We start from the raw sequence: 20,115 nt of genomic DNA on the forward strand, positions 1-20,115 counted from the left end.
TTTTTTCCTAAACTCTATCCAGCCACTGGATTCTTGTTTATTGGCAGTTTTTGTGGGTGTTGGCAAGAAAAATGGTAGCAAAATAAGGTATAGATTTTAAGTTATATATATTAATAGCAAGGATGTAAGGAAAAGGATATGTTTAGTAAAATTTTGATTGCTAACCGTGGTGAGATTGCCTGTCGTGTCGCTAGTACCGCCAAAAAATTAGGCGTGCGTACAGTGGCGGTGTATTCGGACGCTGACCGCCATGCCAAGCACGTTGCGGTGTGTGATGAGGCGGTGTATTTGGGTGGCTCTGCACCAAAGGACAGTTATTTACTTGGTGATAAGTTGATTGCCATTGCCAAAGAAACGGGAGCTGAGGCAATTCACCCAGGTTATGGGTTTTTAAGTGAGAATGACCAATTTGCCACTGCTTGTGAGCAGGCAGGGATTGAATTTATTGGTCCACCAGCCTCAGCGATTACGGCAATGGGACTAAAAGCTGAATCAAAACGCTTGATGGAAACGGCTGGTGTGCCATTGATTCCTGGTTATCATGGTGAGAATCAAGACCCAGAATTTTTGCACGCTGAAGCCGACCGCATTGACTACCCTGTGTTGATTAAAGCCAGCTCTGGTGGTGGCGGTAAGGGTATGCGATTGGTTGAGAAAAGTGAAGATTTTATTGCTTCTCTGGAGTCTTGTAAGCGTGAGGCGATTAATAGCTTTGGCGATGATAAGGTGCTGATTGAGAAATATGCGTTAAAGCCTCGCCATATCGAGATTCAGGTGTTTGGTGATAAACATGGTAACTATGTGCATTTATTTGAGCGTGATTGCTCGGTGCAACGTCGTCACCAAAAGGTACTCGAAGAAGCCCCAGCTCCAGGCGTTGATGATGCCATGCGTAATGCCATGGGAACAGCGGCGATTAATGCGGCGAAGGCGTGTAATTATGTCGGGGCAGGAACGGTTGAGTTTATTGTTGAGCAACGCGAAGGGGCTGATGGTCAGCTTGAGATGAACTTCTTTTTTATGGAGATGAACACTCGCCTGCAAGTTGAACACCCAGTAACGGAAGCCATTACGGGTGTGGATTTGGTTGAGTGGCAGTTGCGTGTGGCAAGTGGTGAGCCATTACCGAAGTCACAAAATGAATTGTCGATTAATGGTCATGCAATTGAAGCTCGAATTTGTGCCGAAAACCCTGATAATGACTTTTTACCAGCGACTGGCGAGTTGGCGGTGTATCGTAAGCCGGAGCATTCCGTATTTGAGATTAGTGGTGTGCGTGTTGATGATGGTGTGCGTGAAGGTGATGTGATTAGTCCGTATTATGATTCAATGATTGCTAAGTTAATTGTGCATAGTGGCTCTCGCAAACAGGCGTTATCTAAGCTAGACAGTGCGTTGGCAGATACCCGTATTGTTGGTTTGCCGAATAATGTGGCGTTTTTGCGTCATATCTTAGCGACCGAGTCCTTTAGCGTGCCGAATCTTGATACCGCATTGATTGAACGTGAAAAAGCCAATCTGTTTGATTGCCCAGATTTCTCTTTACCTGTGTTGGTTGCCACGGCGGTGATTAATCAGTTGACCAAAGAAGGGGCGGGGTTGAACAGTGCCGACCCATTTAGCCAAGCCAGTGGCTGGCGTGCCTATACCGATTATCGCCGTTCGTTCCATTTAACCAATGTACAGAGCGATGGAGTGTATATCGCCAAGCTGGCAAACTGGGAAGGTCAAGGCACAGATAAGCAGGGCTTTGATTTGGTTATCCAACCTGATGTTCAAAGCGAGAAAAAGTACGCTTCAGAACTGGAAATCAATGAAGCAGAAGAAGTCTTGTACAAAGGTCATATCAGCTTTATCAATGAGCCTGTTGGCAGTGGCAATAGTGACAAAGCATTCACCGATACGCATACCTTGTGGTTAGACGGCAGACGTCAACAAGTGCAAGTGTGGGAGCATAATGAAGATGTGTATATCTTTGCTGATAATGGCAGTGGCGTGATTCACCTGATTGACGAGATGGCTCACGTTGGCGAAGAAGGCGAAACCGCTGGTAGCTTGAAGTCGCCAATGCCTGGGCAAGTGGTCGGCTTTAAAGTGGCTGTTGGTGAGACGGTTAAGAAAGGCGACCCACTCGCGGTGATTGAAGCAATGAAGATTGAGCATACCATCAACGCTCCTGCCGATGGTACGGTTGCTGAGTTGCTGTTCTCTGCTGGTGACCAAGTGGCAGATGGTGATGAGTTGCTTAGAATTGAAACGGAGGCGTAAGCATGAGCCTACCCAGCCAAGTTAAAATCATCGACGTTGGTCCTCGTGATGGGCTACAAAACGAAAAACAACCCGTCCCCACTGACGTTAAGTTACGGTTGATTAGTGACTTAATTGAGGCAGGTATACGCAAGCTTGAAGCAACCAGTTTTGTGTCGCCAAAATGGGTGCCTCAAATGGGTGACAATGCCGAGGTGATGACGGGTATTAACGAAAACCGTCATGCCGATGTTACCTATTCAGTTCTGACCCCCAATATGCGTGGCTTTGACAATGCCATTGCCTATCGCCCTGATGAAATTGTCATTTTTGGCTCAGCGAGTGAGGCATTTAGCCAAAAAAACATCAACTGTAGTATTGATGAAAGTATCGAACGCTTTGCCCCTGTTGCTGAAAGTGCCAAAACCCACGGTATTAAAGTGCGTGGGGTCATCTCTTGCACTGTTGGTTGCCCTTATGAAGGCGACATACATCCTGATAAAGTCGGCTATGTGACCAAAAAACTGGTAGACATAGGGGCGGAACACATTGGCATTGCCGATACCATTGGTGTGGGTACACCCATTAAAGTGCAAAAGGCTTTAGAATCCGCTTTTCCTTACATTGATATAGGTGAGATTTCTGGGCACTTTCATGATACTTATGGTCAAGCGTTGGCAAACACTTTGCGAGCGGTACAAATGGGGGTGAGCCAATTTGATACCTCAGTGGCTGGTCTGGGTGGTTGTCCCTATGCTAAAGGGGCAACGGGTAATGTTGCCACTGAAGATGTGGTGTATATGTTACATGGCATGGGCATTGATACTGGCATTGACCTTGATAAGCTTGTCGATGCAGGAGTGCGAATCAGTGAATTTTTACAAAGAGATAATGGGTCTAGGGTGGCAAAGGCAATTTTAAGTAAAAGGAATAGATAAGTTTTGACTAAATCTCATGAAATTTTAAAAACTATTGGTACAAGTACCATTAATCAAGCTTTTTCTCACATAGTAAACAATTCACTAGGTGTTGTTTCATTAGGTTTTCTATCTGGTGTTATGCAAGTGAGAAATCAAAACAATGCTGATAAATTGATTAATCGGCTTGAAAATGCAGAAATTGGACTTGATAATGAATTGATTAAAAGTAATGAGTTTTTAGGTTTTACTTCAAAAGTTTTAATTGCATTATCAACAGCTACGAAAAATGAGAAAATTTCTTTTTTGTTAGATGTTTATATAAATGGCATTTCTCATGATTCGTTCAAAAGCATCTCAGATAAGTTGAATGTACTTATTGATATTATATCTTCTCTATCTTTAGAATCTATTTCAGTATTAGTCGAAACTTATAGATTTCATAAAGAAGAAATTGAACAAAATGTTACTTATGTGAAAATAAGCGAGAGTTTATCTCAACAATTAAAACTCTCTGAAAAAGATTTATTATCTCATTGGTATTTGTTATCAGGGAAAGGTTTGTTAGAACAACAACCTCTACATGGCAGAGGCTTTATGCCTTTTCCATCATCTTGGTTGAAAGATATTATTCATATTCTTGAAGTTGAAAATCGTATTCAATGATTTAATCGATTTCAACGTTAATAGAATAGTACGAGTAGGAAGTTAAAAACACCCTTTATTGACGATAAAATATACTTGGTAACACGAATCAGACAGTGTGATAGATATTCAGAAACTCATGAAAAAAAACTCTATGATAAAATGTTGAGGTTGGGCAAGCTTATTGAAGTTTGAAACAAAAATGACAACAATCCATGCCCAACCAAACTTAACTAAATTAATAAATAAAACCTTAACAGACAAAATGCTTGTTTATCGTTAAACGATGATAAGTAACCTCATAGGATAATAGAAAAAATGAAAATCCAAATAATAGCAACAACTGTATTGACAACAGCACTTGGCTTGACCGCTTGTAACAACACACACAACCAAGATACTCAAGTGGCAACAACAGAGTCTGTGGTAAATACTGACAACTCAAAAAACAGTCTAGACTGGGCGGGCTACTATTTTAGTCCTGTACCTTGTACAACTTGTGATGGTGTTATTACAAGCATTATGCTTAATGAAAACGGCACATACGAAATGACTCAAGAGCGCAATGGAGAAGAAGCCTCTGTTAATAAGGGTACTATCGAGTGGTCAGCCGATGGCTCTAGCATTGTACTTAATAAACAAAAATATCAAGTGGCTGAAAATCGCTTAGTACGTTTAGACGACGATGGTAATCAAATTGATGACAAATCATCACATGATCATGTGTTGGTTAAATCTGAACTAGAGCAATCACCAGACATCAATGATGGTTACCATTTATATCAGTATAACGATGAATCAGGACAGTCGTACAATGTTATTTTTAATACGGCAGAAGTACCACCTAAAGTAGTAATAGAAAGTACGCATAAGTCTACTGACGCCGATAAAATAATGTATGAACTGCCTCAAGTTGAAGCTTGGGCAAAGGGTGCTGTCTATGCCAATGAAGATGAGAGTGTTACTTTAACTTCACAACGTAATACTGCAGTACTGTCGATAGCAGGAAAAGAACGTAAACTAAATAGAGTGCAATAGATAGTATTGTAATTTTTTTGATTAATGATTCATGTAACAACACTCTCTTTTACAGTTAAAAGAGAGTGTTAGCTGCATTAGCGTATGTAATTTGTAAAGATATTTGCCGTGAGACTGAGATACAAAATTATATTAGGGCGCTGTGTTTGGTAAGTTGTTAAACACAAATCTAAGCGTTAAAAATTTAAGCGTAAAAATTACCTTTAGATGGAAATTAAAAAACTTATTCATGAAACTGTGGTAGCGATTAAAAAACCACTCAATTAACACAAGGACAGATGTTATGAATTTACCTGGATTAAACTTTCAACTGGGCGATGATATTAATGCATTACGTGAAACGGTACAAAGTTTTGCAGCAAACGAGATTTTGCCAAGGGCAGCCGAGATTGATTCCTCAGACCAGTTCCCAATGGATTTATGGGAAAAAATGGGTGAGTTAGGACTGCATGGTATCACCGTACCAGAAGAATATGATGGTGTAAATATGGGCTATGTGGCTCACATGGTTGCTATGGAAGAGATTAGCCGTGCGTCTGCATCAGTGGCATTAAGTTATGGTGCACATTCTAATTTGTGTGTGAATCAAATTAAGCGTAATGGTAACGAAGAGCAAAAGAAAAAGTTTTTGCCGAAGCTTATCAGTGGTGAGTTCATTGGTGCGTTGGCAATGAGTGAGCCTGGTGCTGGGTCAGATGTGACCAGTATGAAGCTAAAAGCCGAAGAAAAAGGCGGCGTGTATGTGCTAAATGGCTCAAAAATGTGGATTACCAATGGTCCAGATGCCGATGTGATGGTGGTGTATGCTAAAACTAACCCAGAGCTAGGTGCAAAAGGCATCACCGCATTTTTGGTAGAAAAAGGCATGGAAGGCTTTGATACCGCTCAAAAACTCGATAAATTGGGTATGCGAGGCAGTCACACAGGTGAAATGGTGTTTAACAATGTAGAAGTACCCGCAGAAAACATCCTTGGCGGTTTAAACAATGGCGTTAAAGTGCTGATGAGTGGCTTAGACTATGAACGTGCGGTATTGGCAGGTGGTCCTGTTGGTATCATGCAAGGCGTAATGGATAATGTAATTCCATACATCCATGACCGCAAGCAGTTTGGTCAATCTATTGGTGAGTTCCAGTTGATTCAGGGTAAAGTTGCTGATATGTATACCGTACTGCAAGCTGCTCGTAGCTTCCTATACACAGTGGGCAAAAACTTAGATGAATTGGGTGCTGGGCATAGCCGGCAAGTGCGTAAAGACTGTGCCAGTGTAATTCTATGGACAGCTGAAAAGGCAACTTGGATGGCAGGGGAAGGCATTCAAATCTTTGGTGGTAATGGCTATACCAACGAATACCCAATGGGTCGCTACTGGCGTGATGCGAAGCTCTATGAGATTGGTGCTGGCACCAGCGAAATCCGCCGTATGCTCATTGGTCGTGAATTGTTTAATGAGACTAAATAACTAGATGAAATAATTAAATGACCTAACTTAACTAGAAAACGCATAAGACAAGCTAAAATTAGTTAATAACACTAAAACTCTGTTATGATTTGCATGACAGAGTTTTTATATTTAAAAAATATCATTAATTTCTTACTTTTAGTTTTTGTTTAAAATAGGTTCAATACTAATGTCTAGTAACTCAACAACTTCAAAAAATAAGCCACCATTACAAGCTCAAATCAAACCACACCCTCGTATTAAACATATTATATTGGTCGCATCTGGCAAAGGCGGGGTGGGCAAATCTACCAGCACGGTAAATATTGGCTTAGCACTACAAAAATTAGGCAAACGCGTTGGGGTGTTAGATGCAGATATTTATGGACCAAGTATGCCAAACATGTTGGGCGTGGCAGACAAAAAACCAATACAAGAAAACAACCAATTTGTGCCGATTGAGGCTCATGGATTGGCAATGTTATCAATAGGTAGTTTGCTCGCTAGTGCGCAAACGCCAGTTGCTTGGCGAGGCATAAAAGCGACGGGTGCATTAATGCAAATGTATAACCAAACCAACTGGCCAAATTTGGATTACTTATTGATTGATATGCCACCAGGGACAGGCGATATCCAGTTAACTCTAGCGCAAAGGATACCAGTGACAGGAGCGATTATTGTGACAACACCACAGCACATTGCGCTATTAGATGCCCAAAAAGGCATAGAAATGTTTAAAAAAACAAACATCCCCGTTATTGGCGTTGTCGAAAATATGGCATTACACACTTGCTCTAGTTGCGGACATACCGAGGCAATCTTTGGTGAAGGTGGTGGTAATAAAATGGTTGAGGCATATCAAGTGCCTCTATTGGGTCAATTGCCAATAGCTAAAGACATCCGAGAACAGGTAGATAAAGGTATACCAAGCGTTATAGCGAATGATGGCACAGGTGATGCATTTGCTAAGTTTTATGTAGATATTGCCAAAAATATAGACTGTCATATTGATGACTATGCAAAATCAACAAGTGATAGGATATTTTAATGGATAAAAGTTTATTACAACTTAAAAAACTAATAACTGATGGCAAGCCAACCTTTGGGGTTTTTGATAGGGTAGAAGAGATTAATTATTTAGACTACCATAGCTATAAGTTATCAAATAAAGCGGTGGCAAATTGGCGTAAAAAGTTGCGAGCAAACCAATTTTGTTTTCTGCAAATTACCGCTGCACCTTATAGAGTCTGTTTTGCGGTAGCAACCCTTAATTGGGTAACCAGCAGTTTTTGTTATTTATATAATGAAGAAACTGATGAGCTAGAGTTAGTAGAAGCTTTGCAGCCCTTTACCCGCAATACGCAGTTTAACCAGTCTACTTATAAAGATAAAATTAGTTTTAAAAGCAAAAAACTCTCAATTGAGCTGGATTTTAAAACAGATACGATAGACGTTGTGCTTAATAGCAAAATTTTTAATTTGAAAGCAAGGATAACACGTGGCTTTGATTCATTGTCTGTATGCACGCAAACAGGCAAAAAAGGGTGGACATACACACAAAAAGAGCCGATGCTGGTGCAAACAGGCACGTTAACAAGTCATCACGTTAACCAAGACTTAAAGGGTGCAAATGCCTTTTTAGATTGGTCGGTAGGTTATATGCGCCGAGTGACTAATTGGTACTGGACAAGCATTACAACAAACCTGCCAACGGGTGTGCATTTTGCTATGAATTTAGCAACAGGGGTTAATGAATCTGGTGCAAGCGAAAATGCGTGTTGGGTAGATGGTGTTAGATATCATTTGCCTGCGGTTATGTTTAAAAGGGGTGACACCATAAAAGAGGATTGGTTAGTTAGTAATCAAGCATTAAACTGGTCAAAGGTTAAAATAAATCTAAGCTTTACACCGGTCAACTGCTATCAAAAAAGTGATCGTCTTGTTGTGGTAGATAGTATATTTGAACAATGGTTGGGATATTATTCTGGCACGATTGAGCTAGATGATGGCAATGTGATTAGGCTAGATAAGGTGATGGGCTTAGCAGAAGACCATTATGCTAAGTGGTAGTGGATTTAACTATGAGCTGTTAGCCCCCAATAAACCAAAGATTTATCATTTATATTATTAGCAAACTCTATTATAATCCGTTATCAATAAAACTTTAAATATGAGGAAACACTATGTCCATTAAATCAGACCGTTGGATACGCGAAATGGCAGAAAAACACGCCATGATTGAGCCTTTTGAAGCTGGACAAGTTCGCTATAATGATAATGGAGAAAAACTGGTAAGCTATGGCACTTCAAGCTATGGCTATGATGTGCGCTGTGCACGTGAATTTAAAGTTTTTACAAATGTTCATTCAGCAATTGTTGATCCCAAAAATTTTGATGACAACAGTTTTATAGATATTGTGGGTGATGAATGTATTATTCCACCTAACTCTTTTGCGCTGGCTCGTACGGTTGAATACTTTAGAATACCACGAGATGTTTTGACGGTTTGCCTAGGTAAATCTACCTATGCACGCTGTGGCATTATTGTTAACGTGACACCACTTGAACCCGAATGGGAAGGGCACGTTACCTTAGAGTTTAGTAATACAACCAACTTGCCAGCACGTATTTATGCAGGTGAAGGGGTTGCTCAAATGCTATTCTTCCAATCTGATGCTGATGATGTATGTGAAACCAGCTATAAAGACCGTGGTGGAAAATACCAAGGGCAAACGGGTGTTACTTTACCAAAAACATAATTTCTGCGGATATGGAAAGTGTGATATAGGTAACGTTAAGTTGTTTGTATTTTAATTTTTTATCCCCATTAATAGTGTTAACCAATTATGTAAATTAGGAAATAATATGGCAGATATAGAAGTAGAACGTAACCATGGCTTAAATTTTGATGAAGCACGCGTTAAGGCTAAGCAGCTGTTAGCCAAAGCACAAGAAAAATATGGTGTTGCGGTTGATTATGCCGAAGGTGCTAACCAAGATATCGCAACGGCAAAGCACATGGGTGCTAACATAAAAGGTGTTTTAGACGAACAAAAAATTCGTTTTGAAATTAAACTTGGTATGTTTGCTAAGCCAATGAAAGGTAAGATTAAAGAAGGGCTAGAAAAGAATATGGATAAATATTTTGCCTAAATTTATAATCAGTCACTAGTTAATAAAAAGCCCCATTAAATATTTTGGGGCTTTTTTATAAATATAATGTTTGTAACAATAATATTATTTAAGAACTTTTAATCCTGCTTTATTCTCACGTTTGGGTTTTTGCTTGGTTTTGGTGTGAGAGCTTGTTTCGTTTGAATCTATAGGCTGGTAATTGTCATATTCATTAGGGTCAAAAAACATGCCTTGAGAATTTTCTTTTGCATAAATGCCCATCACCGCTTGCATAGGTACCCAAATTTCTTGAGAAACACCACCAAACCTTGCTTTAAAAGTCACAAAGTCATTTTCCATTGCCATCGCACCAACTGCCGCACTAGCAATATTAAGCACAATGCGCCCGTCTTGTATATACTCAGTGGGCACTTTGGCATGATCATGCGTGGCATCAACCATCAAATAGGGTGTTAAGTGATTATCTTCTATCCATTGATAAATAGCACGTACCATGTATGGGCGTGTAGGTGATAAATTAGCATCTGTGCTCATAATCGTTCCTCTTTTATAGTTGGTTTATTATTATAAGGTAGTTTTTAGGCTTTGTTTAAAAGCTTCTCTATCAAATATTTTAGTTTGATACTCTATTAAAGGCTTTATTAAATGCGTTGGTAAATCTAGGTTAATTTGATTTAGCTGCCAAAACAAAGGCGCTAATAATATATCACACCAACCAAGGGTGTCAGACATAAAAAAGGGTTTGTGAGCAAAAATAGGTGCTAAAGTAATTAATGAATCGCTTAATTGTTTTTTTGCATGGGCTTCTTTAGCAGCATCAAAGCTGTCAGGGTGTATCAGTAACTCTCTGCCCAATGCCAGCCAGTCTTTTTGAAGACGCCATGCAAGCTGCCGGACTTGTGCTCGCTGTTGAGGTGATTCTGGTAGTAATTTGTGATGATGATAGCGTTCTTCTAGGTATTCAAAAATAACATTGATTTCATACAAAGCAATATCGGCATGCACTAAAATAGGTAAAGTGCGATAGGGATTAAGCTCGGCTAGGTCTTCTGGACGCTCCGATTTTAAGTAAGCAAGTCGATAGCTTAGTTTTTTTTCTGCCAATAAATAACGTATGACATGACTATCATAGCCATCATCAGCATATAAAAGTAGCTGATTTTTTGGTAGGGTGGATAAATCTGTCATGATTGCTCTCAGTTGACGCAAACAATAATCATAGCAAAATACTAATTATATTTAAACTGGATTAATATTTAAATTTTTATCGTGCAAATTTGTGTAATGGCTGCAATAAAATTCCATAAAAAAAAGACAATGCCAATGCATTGTCTTTTTCGCAAATTCTCGTAAGAATTAACGTTTTGAGAACTGTGGACGACGACGTGCTTTGCGTAGACCAAGTTTTTTACGTTCAACTTGACGAGAGTCACGAGTAACAAAGCCAGCAGCACGTAGCTGAGGTTTTAATGACTCGTCTGAATCGATTAATGCACGAGTAATACCGTGACGAATCGCACCAGCTTGACCATTGCTACCACCACCACGTACAGTGATGTTTAAGTCATAGGTTTCAGTTGCTTCGATAAGCTCTAATGGCTGACGAACAACCATACGAGAAGTTTCACGACCAAAATATTCATCTAGTGGTTTGCCGTTAACAACGATGTTACCAGTACCTTTTGATAAAAAGACACGAGCTGTTGAAGTTTTGCGGCGACCTGTTCCGTAATAACGTTCCATTATGTGTGTCTCCTTAGATATCTAGTTCTTTAGGCTGTTGAGCAGTGTGAGGGTGTTCTGTGCCCGCATAAAGCTTCAACTTCTTGATCATAGCGTATCCAAGAGGACCTTTTGGTAACATGCCTTTTACAGCTTTGTACAATACGTCTTCTGGCTTATGAGCAATTAGTTTAGTAAAGTTAGTCTCTTTAAGACCACCTGGGTAGCCACTGTGACGATAGTATTTTTTGTCATCTGCTTTTTTGCCGGTTACAGCAATTTTGTCTGCATTAATAACAACAATAAAATCACCAGTGTCAACGTGTGGTGTATAAGATGGCTTGTGCTTACCACGTAGGCGGTGAGCGATTTGACTTGCTAGGCGACCAAGGGTTTTGCCCTCAGCGTCCACGACGTACCAGTCATGGGTCACCTCAGATGGTTTGGCACTAATTGTTTTCATGATAAAAAACCTTAATTAAAAGTAAGTTGAGAGTGTATTTTGGGGAAACGAGGGCTCTCAAAAAACAGAACGCAAATTATACGTTGTTTTTATTGCTTATGCAAGGGGCTTAGTGTTGTTTTTAATTTTTAAATCAGCAACTATCATTCTTTATAAAGCGTACTTAATTTAGCTATGTGTCAGCTTAATAACCCAGCTAAAAACTTGCCCCATTGTTTTTTGTTTAACAATGTGAATTTTTTTTAGGGTTTTTTCATCAAAAATGGCTTCAATTGCTTTATTTGATTCGATATAAAGTAAGCTATCTTCATTAATGAGTTGATTGGTTAATAACCCATCTATAATGGGTTGCCATAAGTTGAGTGAATAAGGAGGATCAATAAAAACGATATTAAAGATTTGTTTGTGAGTTGCGTTAATTGTTGTTTCAGCTTTTGCACTATGAATATCAAACTGTTCGGAAGCTAAACGTAAGTCAGTGGCTGTTTGTTTTAATTGGTGCGCCTGTTGTGTATTAGCCTCAATGAAAGTCACTTTGCCAGCACCTCGTGACAAGGCTTCAAAGCCGAGTACGCCACTGCCTGCACAGGCATCTAAAACATTGGCATCAAAAATATCGTGCATGAGCCAGTTAAACAAGGTTTCTCTCATTCTATCAGGTGTAGGGCGCAATCCATCAGCATTAATAAAGTTGATGTTACGACGTTTAAATTGCCCCCCAACAATACGCACTTGATTGAGTTTTGTTTGTTTGTTTTGTTTTTTATGGTTGCTTTTCATTCAAATCATCTAAGTCAGTTGTTTTACTTTTATGTCTAATCTTCATCTTTTGGTATGCGTGCTGGATCCATGGGGATTTTAATGGATGGCATGTTTTGGTTAATATCAGGTTCTTTTATTGGAAACTGCATACCCAATGTTGATTTATTTTTAATTTGTTTTTTTAACGATACTCGCTCTAAAGGCTCAACAATTTGTGCGGGTAAAACGTAACCACGGTTTTTCAATGCGTCAAGCTGCTGTTTTCGTTCGACAAGTGCTTGTTGTTTTTCACGTTCTTTTTGTTCTTTTTGCGCTTTTTTGAGTTTAGCTTCTGCCTTCTTAATAACCTGTTCTTTTTCCCACTGTGCAATGCGGTATTGTGTTTGCTTTCGCTTTTGTTTTCTTAGTGACTCTATTTGCTCTGCATTTGGCGGTAAAATAGGGTTGTTTTTGCGCGTTAACATCCAATAATCAAAAACTTGGCGTGCTCTTGGTGCTGCGGCTGAGCTACCACCACCGCCATTTTCAACTAAAACTGCAACCGCAATTTCTGGATTTTCTACGGGCGCAAAGCCAATAAACCAAGCGTGGTCCCAGTATTTTTTTGGTAATGCCGCCTTATTGTAGGTTTTACCTTGTGCAATCGACTTAACTTGGGCTGTCCCTGTTTTACCAGCTAACCGATATTGTGGCGTATAGATTTTTCTGGCTGTACCATAGCGCACGGTTGCTTCCATCGCGTTGTGCATTTTTTCCCAATCTTGCGTTGTACCATTAAATTTAACTTCATTAATAGGTGTATTTATGATGGTCAAAGTATCATCGCCTGATGTGCTTTTTAATAAATGGGGCGGTATGATTTTACCTTTATTGGCGGTAATAGCAGTTGCTTGCGCAACTTGTAAAGGCGTCGCTAAAAAATAACCTTGTCCAATACTTGCTGATATGGTGTCGCCTGGTAACCAGTTTTTGTCATATGTTTCTTCTTTCCACTCACGTGATGGCATGACACCGCTTTTCTCATTAGGCAAGTCGATACCTGTTTGAGAGCCAAAATTGAATCGAATCATCCAGTCATGTAGCTTGTCAATCCCCAAACGATATGCTGTTTTGTAATAGTAGGTATCAACAGATTCAACAATTGACTTTTTAAGATTGACGTTGCCATGTCCACTACGTTTCCAATCACGGAATTTATGGCTATCACCAGGGATAGAAAAATAACCAGGATCAAAAATACTACTGTTCCAGTCCATTAAACCATAGTTGATAATGCCTAATCCTTCAAATGGTTTGATGGTGGAGGCTGGTGGGTATTGACCATGCAATGAACGGTTATATAAAGGCAGATCTGGATCATCTCTTAATGCGCCATATTCTTTATAAGAAATACCTGAAATAAAAGGATTTGGGTCATACGAAGGGTTGCTGACAAATGCCAAAACATCTCCATTACGAGGATCTATTGCAACAATAGAGCCTTTTTCTCCTTTTAAAACATTGGTGGCAATTTTTTGTAGCCCATAGTCTATGGTTAGATGAAGGTCGTTACCAGCAATTGGCGCTGTTGTCTCGATTTCACGCAATATTTCGCCATGGGCATTGGTTTCTACAGACAAAAAACCAGGCTTACCGAGTAAATTACTTTCATAAAACTTTTCTATGCCAGACTTGCCAATCATTTCTGTACCGGCATAGGCCTTTTTATCAATGATTTTTGATTCTTTGTCATTAATACGACCAACGTAACCGATGACATGGGCAAAAAGCTCATCATAAGGGTAAGCACGGGTTAACCTGCTTTGAATATTAACCCCTTTTAAAAATGGCTTACGCTCACTAAACAAAGCAATTTGTTCATCAGTTACATCTACTTTAATTGTCACTGGGTTGATTTTGCTTTTTTTAACTTTGGCTAAAATCTCGGTAACTTCTTCCTCTGTTAAGTCAAAAATTGGGGCAAGTAGATGTAATGTTTGTTCAGGATTCTCGACTTGATCTGGGCTTAACATAGCATTTAACACGGGCACATTGTCTGCCAAAATATAGCCGTTTCGATCATAAATATAGCCACGGTTAGGCGGTGCAGAAATTAATTTAATGCGATTGTTATCTGCCTTTGTGTGATATTTTTCAAATGAGGTGACTTGTAAAAAAGCATAGCGTGCAATTAAAACGAGTAAACCTGCAAACACAAATAACCCAGCAATAATCACACGTTGCATAAAAATGGTATTTTTTTTGTTTGGGTTATTTGAACTCATATAGATTAATTAAGTTGGTTTTTATATTAGTAATAGCCTGACTATTGCAAGAGATTTAGAATGCTTTTAAATGAACACAGAAAAAATGGCACATAAATAAGCACGGCATTATAGCATACTATATTTGTGTGATTGGATGATAACAAGCCGTAAATCTAAATAAAAATTGTATATTTTTGTGTAAAAAAGGATGGGGTTCAAAATGGGGATTCGTCTATTTATAAATGACGTTAAAACAGCGCGAGTGAGTTGTTTTCGTCAGTCAGTTAAATTATTGGTTAATCTCAATTATGCACAAGATAATATGCTAAAATTAACTGCCTTACGATTAATATAAAAAACAAATAGATTTGAGATAAGCAATAATCATGTTTGATAACATTTGGAATGCCATCCTGACTCACCCAGAGTATTTTGCGATACTAACAATTCCGCCAGTTACGGCATTTGTCACATGGGCGCATGTGTGGATGGCATTAAAAATGCTTTTTTTTCCAATTAAATTTTGGGGGATTAAAATACAAAAGTTCCCTTTTGGACTACAAGGGCTAGGTTGGCAGGGGATTGTACCAAGCAAAGCTGGCAAAATATCTGGGGTGATTGTTGATCAGGCGTTATCTAAACTTGGGTCTTTAGATGAGTTTTTTCAGGCAATGGATCCTGAAGAAATGGCAGAATATATTGCTCAAACCGTTGATAGTGACCTTGAATCATTAATTGATGAAATTATGATGGATCGCTCAGCAAGCTTATGGAGCAACTTACCTTATGCCGTCAAACGTCGTATTTATGCCTATGGACATGAGCAATTACCCAACATTGTAAAAGAGTTGGTTGTAGATTTAACCCATCATGTTGAAGATTTGGTCGATATGCGCCAAATGATTGTGAATAAGATGGAAGGCGACCGTAAACTGATGGTGGAGATGTTTTTAAAGGTCGGGCAAAAAGAGATTAATTTTATTTGGCACATTAGTGCAGTGATTGGCTTTTTGTTTGGTATTGTACAAATGTTGGTTTTCTTGCTTGTGCCTCAGCATTGGACAGTACCATTTTTTGCGGCGATTTGGGGCTTTGTAACCAACTGGATTGCAATTTGGATGGTATTTAATCCTGTTGAACCGAATTATATTCGATATCCTAAGTTTTTTAAGCTATCAAAAAGCTTTCCATTTATTACGCTACAAATGCCCCATATTGCTAAATACAATTGGCAAGGCGGGTTTATGAAACGCCAAGATGAGGTGTCTGAAGTATTTGCTGGTATTGTGGTGAATGATTTGGTAACGATTGAAAATATCATGAATGAAATGATGTATGGTACTAAATCGTTACAAACACGTGAGCTGATGAAAACCCACCTGTATGATGTGCTTGAATCGCCTGTGGTGAGTACTACTTTAAAAATGGGGCTTGGTAAGCGTGAGTTTGGACAACTTAAAAACACCATTATTGATAAATCAATTACGGCAACCATGGTGCCAATCCGTGACCCTGAGCTAAATAGTAGCCGAGCCAGTAAAATTTTTGGTCTGTTTCGTGATCGTATCCGTGCTTTGTCTCCTAAGGAGTTTCAAAATTTGCTACGTCCTGCCTTCCAAGAAGATGAAACGACCTTGATTATCCTCGGTGGTATAACAGGCTTTTTGGCAGGTTGGTTACATTTGGTGTTGGTGTTTTTTTAAAACAAAGCAAAGCCTGTTAAGCTTAACCGTAAGCAAATTGAATTCATGTCGATGAACGTAAGGTTTTATCCTTATTACGAGTTGAGTAAAACTTATCAAGGAGTGATTTATGCTAGCACTTAGACCAAATTGCGAATGTTGTGATGTTGACTTACCTGCAGATGCAGATAATGCTTATATTTGTAGTTTTGAATGTACCTTTTGCCACGACTGCGTTACTGGTGTGCTAAAAGGTGCTTGTCCCAACTGTGGGGGTGATTTTAGTAAACGTCCAATACGTCCAGCTGAATTGCTAAAAAAATATCCTGCTAGCAATAAAAGAGTTGTCAAAGCTCAAGGATGTTAAACATAAGAGAAATTGAAGATTAGTATTCATGAGTAAATCAATTTATACGCCGCGTTTAAAACTGCGACAATGGCAAATGAGTGATTTAAAACCTTTTGCTCAAATGAATGCCGCCCCAGAAGTTATGCACTATTTTCCAACGGTGTTAACAGAATCAGACAGTAACGCACTGGCTAATAAAATACAAAAATTGATTGATCAGAAAGGCTATGGCTTTTGGGCTGTTGAATTATTGGCAACACAAGAATTTATTGGGTTTGTTGGTTTAAATGAGATTGATGGAGATAGTGAGTTAGCCAAAACTCTGAATATGGATAATAATTTTTTAGAAATTGGCTGGCGGTTAGCCAAAAAATATTGGGGTAAAGGCTATGCTAGCGAGGCAGCAAAAGCCGCATTAGATTTTGCTTTTAATGATTTGTTAACACAGCGAGTTTATGCTTTTACAGCTGAAGTCAATCAACCGTCACAAAGAGTAATGCAACGGTTAGGAATGGTGCATACGGAGCAGGTTTTTAACCACCCAAATGTTGAGCAGGGACATGCGTTAGAAAGACATTGCTTATATTATATTGATAGGTTTTAAAATGCTCATAACCGAACTTGCCTACTTTTCTCTTCTTTTAGCACTTGTATTATCTGCTTTGCAAGTTGTACTGCCTACCTATGGTATTTTTACCAATAAAATACAATTACAACAGCTTGCGCCAAGTTTGGCTTGGGGGCAGTTTTTGGCGATGTTGTTGTCATTTGCTGGGTTGATGGCAGGGTTTTATTATAATGATTTTAGTTTGGCGTATGTTACTCAGCATTCTAATTCTTTGCTCCCTTGGTATTATAAGTTGTCAGCAACTTGGGGCGGTCATGAAGGTTCGTTGCTGTTATGGATGACCATTTTGGCAGGGTGGTGTGCTGGTGTCGCAGGGTTTGGTAGCCGTGGGTTTAGTCGTGGTTTACCATTAGCGATGAAGGCACGAGTGCTGGTGGTATTGTCTGCAGTGCAGTTCATGATGTTGACCATGTTGATATTTTCTTCATCACCGTTTGACCGTACATTGCCAAACTTACCAGTTGATGGGGCAGATTTGAATCCCTTGTTGCAAGACCCGGGGTTGATTTTTCATCCGCCAATGTTGTACATGGGCTATGTGGGTATGGCGGTGCCGTTTGCTTTTTGTATGGCAGCATTGTGGGCTGGGCGATTGGATGCGGTGTGGACACGGTGGTCACGCCCTTGGACGCTGATGGCATGGGGCTTTTTGACATTAGGTATCGCACTGGGTTCTTGGTGGGCTTATTATGAGCTTGGCTGGGGTGGCTGGTGGTTTTGGGACCCTGTCGAGAATGCTTCTTTGTTGCCTTGGCTGGCGTCAACCGCTTTGATTCACTCGTTGGCAGTAACTGAAAAACGTGGCGTGTTCAAGGCATGGACGATTATGCTGGCGATTTTTGCTTTTGCGTTAAGTTTGCTTGGTACCTTCTTGGTGCGTTCGGGGGTGATTACTTCGGTGCATTCGTTTGCCGCTGATCCAACGCGTGGGGTGATGATTTTAGCCATTTTGGCAATCGTCATTGGTTCAGGATTGGCAATGTTTGCATTGCGTGGTTGGAAATTGACGGTAGAAAGCCATTATCAACTTAAGTCGCGTGAGACATTACTGATTGTTAATAATATCATCATTCTGATAGCAACTTTGGTTGTGCTTTTGGGGACTTTGTATCCTATTATTGCTGATGCCTTTGATTGGGGGCAGGTATCGGTTGGTCCTCCGTATTTTAATGCTTTGTTTGTGCCTTTGACTTGGTTGTTATTGTTGGCAATGGGTGTTGGTTCTGTAATACGCTGGAAACGTGACAGTCGTCCCTTTATGGGGGTGTCGATTGCCATTGGTATCAGTAGCTTGATATTGGCTGGACTGGTGATTTATTTTATCAAACCAAATGAGATGCTCAATGTTGGTTTGACGTTGGCACTATCTGCATGGGTGTTTGGCTGGACAGTATATGATTTAAAAGATAAAACCCGTCATGCGTCAAGTTTGATAAAAGGGCTGGCTAAGCTTACTCCGAGTTATTGGGGAATGATTTTGGCTCATATTGGGGTGCTGGTTTGCTCAATTGGTGTTGGCGTAACCTCTAGCCAAAGTGTAGAAAAAGATGTGGCGATGGGAGTCGGCGACTCTGTGATGGTTAAGGACTATCAATTCACCATGACTGAGATGTATGAAGTGCGTGGAAAAAACTATGATGGGACAGCAACCGAAGTTAAGGTAAGTAAAGGTAATGGTGATTATGTCACCAGCTTGCACCCAGAAAAACGTACTTACGTGGTATCCATGATGCCGATGACAGAATCAGCGATTGATGCTAATTTGTGGCGTGATTTGTATGTTGCACTTGGTGAGCCCATTGAAAACGACCAAGGACAAAAAGATGCGCAGTGGGCAGTGCGAATTTATGTTAAGCCCTTTGTGCGTTGGTTGTGGTTAGGTTCATTATTAATGGCGTTGGGTGCTTTGATTAGCATGCTAGATAAGCGATATCGGTTAAAGTAAGACAAGTTAATAATAAGAAATTATATGTAAAAATGTAATATGAAAAAACTGAGGTAAGTTATGGTGGCTAAGTCAAAATTTAAATCAATTATATTTATTATTCCTTTGTTAATATTTTTAGGCGTTGTGCTGTTTTTATTTTTAAGAGTTAATAAGCCGGCGCAAATAGCAATTAATACGGCAACAAATCAACCGCTTCCTGCTTTTGAATTAGCAAATCTTGAAGATGAAAAGTTAATGATAAACAATGGTAATTTACCAAATGAGGCTTATTTATTAAACTTTTGGGGCTCTTGGTGTATTGCTTGTAGCCGTGAGCATCCTTTGTTAATGTCGCTAAAAAATGATGGCATAAAAATTGTGGGGGTAAACTATAAAGATGCACCAGAGTTTGCCAAACAGTATTTGCAAGATGAAGGTAACCCATACTTACTCAACATTAAGGATGAAGAAGGCGATTTGGGTATGGATTTAGGGCTAACGGGCGCACCAGAAACCTTTGTGGTTGATGACAAGGGCGTTATCAAACAGCATATTGTGGGTGAAATTACCTCAGAGAAATGGCAAACCAGCATTGAGCCTTGTTTAACTGCGGTTCAAAAACGTGACGAAAATCAGATTGCAGAGCTATGCCAATAAATATAAGTGTGACGTATGATTAATAGGTTTCCTGAATTAGCTGTCATTAAATTGTCAGAGGATTTTCGAGATAATATAAAGGCGGGCAGTATAGGGACTGTTGTCCATGTATATGAAAGTCATCCAGTAGTTTATGAAGTTGAGTTTTGCGATGATGATGGCGTTTCTATAGGCGATGAAATGCACTATACTTTTACGCATGAGGAACTTATCTTTTACTGTGATCTGCCGTCTAGAATAACTTACAAATAAGATG

The 20,115-nt window shown here is 39.5% G+C and carries 20 protein-coding genes and 1 pseudogene; 15 read left to right on the top strand and 6 right to left on the bottom strand.

The window, feature by feature from the left end; genetic code table 11:
* Positions 1 to 138: 138 nt before the first annotated feature.
* The 9 genes and pseudogenes from VH441_RS01585 (at position 139) to VH441_RS01625 (ending at position 9,441) form a co-directional block, all read left to right on the top strand.
* Positions 139 to 2,268: an acetyl/propionyl/methylcrotonyl-CoA carboxylase subunit alpha gene (locus VH441_RS01585; RefSeq protein WP_434353740.1), complete on the top strand. Its 2,130-nt coding sequence runs from the start codon at positions 139 to 141 to the stop codon at positions 2,266 to 2,268.
* Positions 2,269 to 2,270: 2 nt separating this feature from the next.
* Positions 2,271 to 3,185 (top strand): hydroxymethylglutaryl-CoA lyase, encoded by a 915-nt coding sequence (locus VH441_RS01590; RefSeq protein ID WP_434353741.1) that lies wholly within the window; start codon positions 2,271 to 2,273, stop codon positions 3,183 to 3,185.
* Between the two features lie 3 nt (positions 3,186 to 3,188).
* Positions 3,189 to 3,830: a hypothetical protein gene (locus VH441_RS01595; protein ID WP_434353742.1), complete on the top strand. Its 642-nt coding sequence runs from the start codon at positions 3,189 to 3,191 to the stop codon at positions 3,828 to 3,830.
* A gap of 297 nt (positions 3,831 to 4,127) precedes the next feature.
* Positions 4,128 to 4,847, top strand: coding sequence for a copper resistance protein NlpE (locus tag VH441_RS01600; RefSeq protein WP_434353743.1), 720 nt, complete (start codon positions 4,128 to 4,130; stop codon positions 4,845 to 4,847).
* Between the two features lie 283 nt (positions 4,848 to 5,130).
* A complete protein-coding gene (locus tag VH441_RS01605) occupies positions 5,131 to 6,309 on the top strand; it encodes an isovaleryl-CoA dehydrogenase (protein ID WP_434353744.1) in 1,179 nt (392 codons plus the stop codon).
* A 172-nt stretch (positions 6,310 to 6,481) separates the two neighbouring features.
* Positions 6,482 to 7,336: pseudogene (gene apbC / locus VH441_RS01610) on the top strand (iron-sulfur cluster carrier protein ApbC); the annotation flags it as partial.
* Positions 7,336 to 8,358 carry a DUF2804 domain-containing protein gene (locus VH441_RS01615; RefSeq protein WP_434353745.1) on the top strand — a complete coding sequence of 341 codons (1,023 nt, stop codon included), beginning with the start codon at positions 7,336 to 7,338 and terminating at the stop codon, positions 8,356 to 8,358. The pseudogene apbC and the gene VH441_RS01615, both read left to right, overlap by 1 nt.
* A gap of 113 nt (positions 8,359 to 8,471) precedes the next feature.
* Positions 8,472 to 9,047: a dCTP deaminase gene (gene dcd, locus VH441_RS01620; protein ID WP_434353746.1), complete on the top strand. Its 576-nt coding sequence runs from the start codon at positions 8,472 to 8,474 to the stop codon at positions 9,045 to 9,047.
* 106 nt (positions 9,048 to 9,153) lie between these two features.
* Positions 9,154 to 9,441: a polyhydroxyalkanoic acid system family protein gene (locus VH441_RS01625; protein ID WP_434353747.1), complete on the top strand. Its 288-nt coding sequence runs from the start codon at positions 9,154 to 9,156 to the stop codon at positions 9,439 to 9,441.
* An 84-nt stretch (positions 9,442 to 9,525) separates the two neighbouring features.
* Here the strand turns inward: VH441_RS01625 and VH441_RS01630 are convergent, their stop codons facing one another.
* The 6 genes from VH441_RS01630 to mrdA form a co-directional block, all read right to left on the bottom strand.
* Positions 9,526 to 9,957 (bottom strand): ClpXP protease specificity-enhancing factor, encoded by a 432-nt coding sequence (locus VH441_RS01630; RefSeq protein ID WP_434353748.1) that lies wholly within the window; start codon positions 9,955 to 9,957, stop codon positions 9,526 to 9,528.
* A gap of 30 nt (positions 9,958 to 9,987) precedes the next feature.
* On the bottom strand, positions 9,988 to 10,611 hold the full coding sequence (locus VH441_RS01635) for a glutathione S-transferase N-terminal domain-containing protein (protein WP_434353749.1): 624 nt from the start codon (positions 10,609 to 10,611) through the stop codon (positions 9,988 to 9,990).
* A 168-nt stretch (positions 10,612 to 10,779) separates the two neighbouring features.
* Entirely contained in the window at positions 10,780 to 11,166 is a 387-nt protein-coding gene (gene rpsI, locus VH441_RS01640; RefSeq protein ID WP_434353750.1) for a 30S ribosomal protein S9, read from the bottom strand.
* 13 nt (positions 11,167 to 11,179) lie between these two features.
* Positions 11,180 to 11,608 carry a 50S ribosomal protein L13 gene (gene rplM / locus VH441_RS01645; RefSeq protein ID WP_434353751.1) on the bottom strand — a complete coding sequence of 143 codons (429 nt, stop codon included), beginning with the start codon at positions 11,606 to 11,608 and terminating at the stop codon, positions 11,180 to 11,182.
* A gap of 168 nt (positions 11,609 to 11,776) precedes the next feature.
* Positions 11,777 to 12,388, bottom strand: coding sequence for a 16S rRNA (guanine(966)-N(2))-methyltransferase RsmD (rsmD, locus tag VH441_RS01650; protein WP_434353752.1), 612 nt, complete (start codon positions 12,386 to 12,388; stop codon positions 11,777 to 11,779).
* A gap of 35 nt (positions 12,389 to 12,423) precedes the next feature.
* The gene (mrdA, locus tag VH441_RS01655) at positions 12,424 to 14,634 is read right to left on the bottom strand and encodes a penicillin-binding protein 2 (protein ID WP_434353753.1); all 2,211 of its coding nucleotides are present in this window, start codon (positions 14,632 to 14,634) and stop codon (positions 12,424 to 12,426) included.
* A 368-nt stretch (positions 14,635 to 15,002) separates the two neighbouring features.
* Between mrdA and VH441_RS01660 the strand changes: the two genes are divergently transcribed.
* The 6 genes from VH441_RS01660 to VH441_RS01685 all read left to right on the top strand — a co-directional run bounded on the left by VH441_RS01660 (position 15,003) and on the right by VH441_RS01685 (position 20,111).
* Entirely contained in the window at positions 15,003 to 16,319 is a 1,317-nt protein-coding gene (locus tag VH441_RS01660) for a DUF445 domain-containing protein (RefSeq protein WP_434353754.1), read from the top strand.
* Between the two features lie 109 nt (positions 16,320 to 16,428).
* On the top strand, positions 16,429 to 16,665 hold the full coding sequence (locus VH441_RS01665) for a DUF1272 domain-containing protein (protein WP_434353755.1): 237 nt from the start codon (positions 16,429 to 16,431) through the stop codon (positions 16,663 to 16,665).
* A gap of 28 nt (positions 16,666 to 16,693) precedes the next feature.
* Positions 16,694 to 17,251 (top strand): GNAT family N-acetyltransferase, encoded by a 558-nt coding sequence (locus tag VH441_RS01670; protein ID WP_434353756.1) that lies wholly within the window; start codon positions 16,694 to 16,696, stop codon positions 17,249 to 17,251.
* A gap of 1 nt (position 17,252) precedes the next feature.
* Positions 17,253 to 19,220 carry a heme lyase CcmF/NrfE family subunit gene (locus VH441_RS01675; RefSeq protein ID WP_434353757.1) on the top strand — a complete coding sequence of 656 codons (1,968 nt, stop codon included), beginning with the start codon at positions 17,253 to 17,255 and terminating at the stop codon, positions 19,218 to 19,220.
* A 60-nt stretch (positions 19,221 to 19,280) separates the two neighbouring features.
* The gene (locus VH441_RS01680) at positions 19,281 to 19,859 is read left to right on the top strand and encodes a DsbE family thiol:disulfide interchange protein (RefSeq protein WP_434353758.1); all 579 of its coding nucleotides are present in this window, start codon (positions 19,281 to 19,283) and stop codon (positions 19,857 to 19,859) included.
* Positions 19,860 to 19,874: 15 nt separating this feature from the next.
* A complete protein-coding gene (locus VH441_RS01685; protein WP_434353759.1) occupies positions 19,875 to 20,111 on the top strand; it encodes a DUF4926 domain-containing protein in 237 nt (78 codons plus the stop codon).
* Positions 20,112 to 20,115 lie beyond the last annotated feature (4 nt).

The organism is Psychrobacter sp. HD31, assembly GCF_051097895.1.
GTDB lineage: Bacteria > Pseudomonadota > Gammaproteobacteria > Pseudomonadales > Moraxellaceae > Psychrobacter.

Excerpts from the sequence above, each read along its gene's own strand:
- VH441_RS01585 (WP_434353740.1), top strand. The coding sequence starts at position 139 with ATGTTTAGTAAAATTTTGATTGCTAACCGTGGTGAGATTGCCTGTCGT.
- VH441_RS01590 (WP_434353741.1), top strand. The coding sequence starts at position 2,271 with ATGAGCCTACCCAGCCAAGTTAAAATCATCGACGTTGGTCCTCGTGAT.
- VH441_RS01600 (WP_434353743.1), top strand. The coding sequence starts at position 4,128 with ATGAAAATCCAAATAATAGCAACAACTGTATTGACAACAGCACTTGGC.
- VH441_RS01605 (WP_434353744.1), top strand. The coding sequence starts at position 5,131 with ATGAATTTACCTGGATTAAACTTTCAACTGGGCGATGATATTAATGCA.
- VH441_RS01615 (WP_434353745.1), top strand. The coding sequence starts at position 7,336 with ATGGATAAAAGTTTATTACAACTTAAAAAACTAATAACTGATGGCAAG.
- dcd (WP_434353746.1), top strand. The coding sequence starts at position 8,472 with ATGTCCATTAAATCAGACCGTTGGATACGCGAAATGGCAGAAAAACAC.
- VH441_RS01625 (WP_434353747.1), top strand. The coding sequence starts at position 9,154 with ATGGCAGATATAGAAGTAGAACGTAACCATGGCTTAAATTTTGATGAA.
- VH441_RS01630 (WP_434353748.1), bottom strand. The coding sequence starts at position 9,957 with ATGAGCACAGATGCTAATTTATCACCTACACGCCCATACATGGTACGT.
- VH441_RS01635 (WP_434353749.1), bottom strand. The coding sequence starts at position 10,611 with ATGACAGATTTATCCACCCTACCAAAAAATCAGCTACTTTTATATGCT.
- rpsI (WP_434353750.1), bottom strand. The coding sequence starts at position 11,166 with ATGGAACGTTATTACGGAACAGGTCGCCGCAAAACTTCAACAGCTCGT.
- rplM (WP_434353751.1), bottom strand. The coding sequence starts at position 11,608 with ATGAAAACAATTAGTGCCAAACCATCTGAGGTGACCCATGACTGGTAC.
- rsmD (WP_434353752.1), bottom strand. The coding sequence starts at position 12,388 with ATGAAAAGCAACCATAAAAAACAAAACAAACAAACAAAACTCAATCAA.
- mrdA (WP_434353753.1), bottom strand. The coding sequence starts at position 14,634 with ATGAGTTCAAATAACCCAAACAAAAAAAATACCATTTTTATGCAACGT.
- VH441_RS01660 (WP_434353754.1), top strand. The coding sequence starts at position 15,003 with ATGTTTGATAACATTTGGAATGCCATCCTGACTCACCCAGAGTATTTT.
- VH441_RS01665 (WP_434353755.1), top strand. The coding sequence starts at position 16,429 with ATGCTAGCACTTAGACCAAATTGCGAATGTTGTGATGTTGACTTACCT.
- VH441_RS01670 (WP_434353756.1), top strand. The coding sequence starts at position 16,694 with ATGAGTAAATCAATTTATACGCCGCGTTTAAAACTGCGACAATGGCAA.
- VH441_RS01675 (WP_434353757.1), top strand. The coding sequence starts at position 17,253 with ATGCTCATAACCGAACTTGCCTACTTTTCTCTTCTTTTAGCACTTGTA.
- VH441_RS01680 (WP_434353758.1), top strand. The coding sequence starts at position 19,281 with ATGGTGGCTAAGTCAAAATTTAAATCAATTATATTTATTATTCCTTTG.
- VH441_RS01685 (WP_434353759.1), top strand. The coding sequence starts at position 19,875 with ATGATTAATAGGTTTCCTGAATTAGCTGTCATTAAATTGTCAGAGGAT.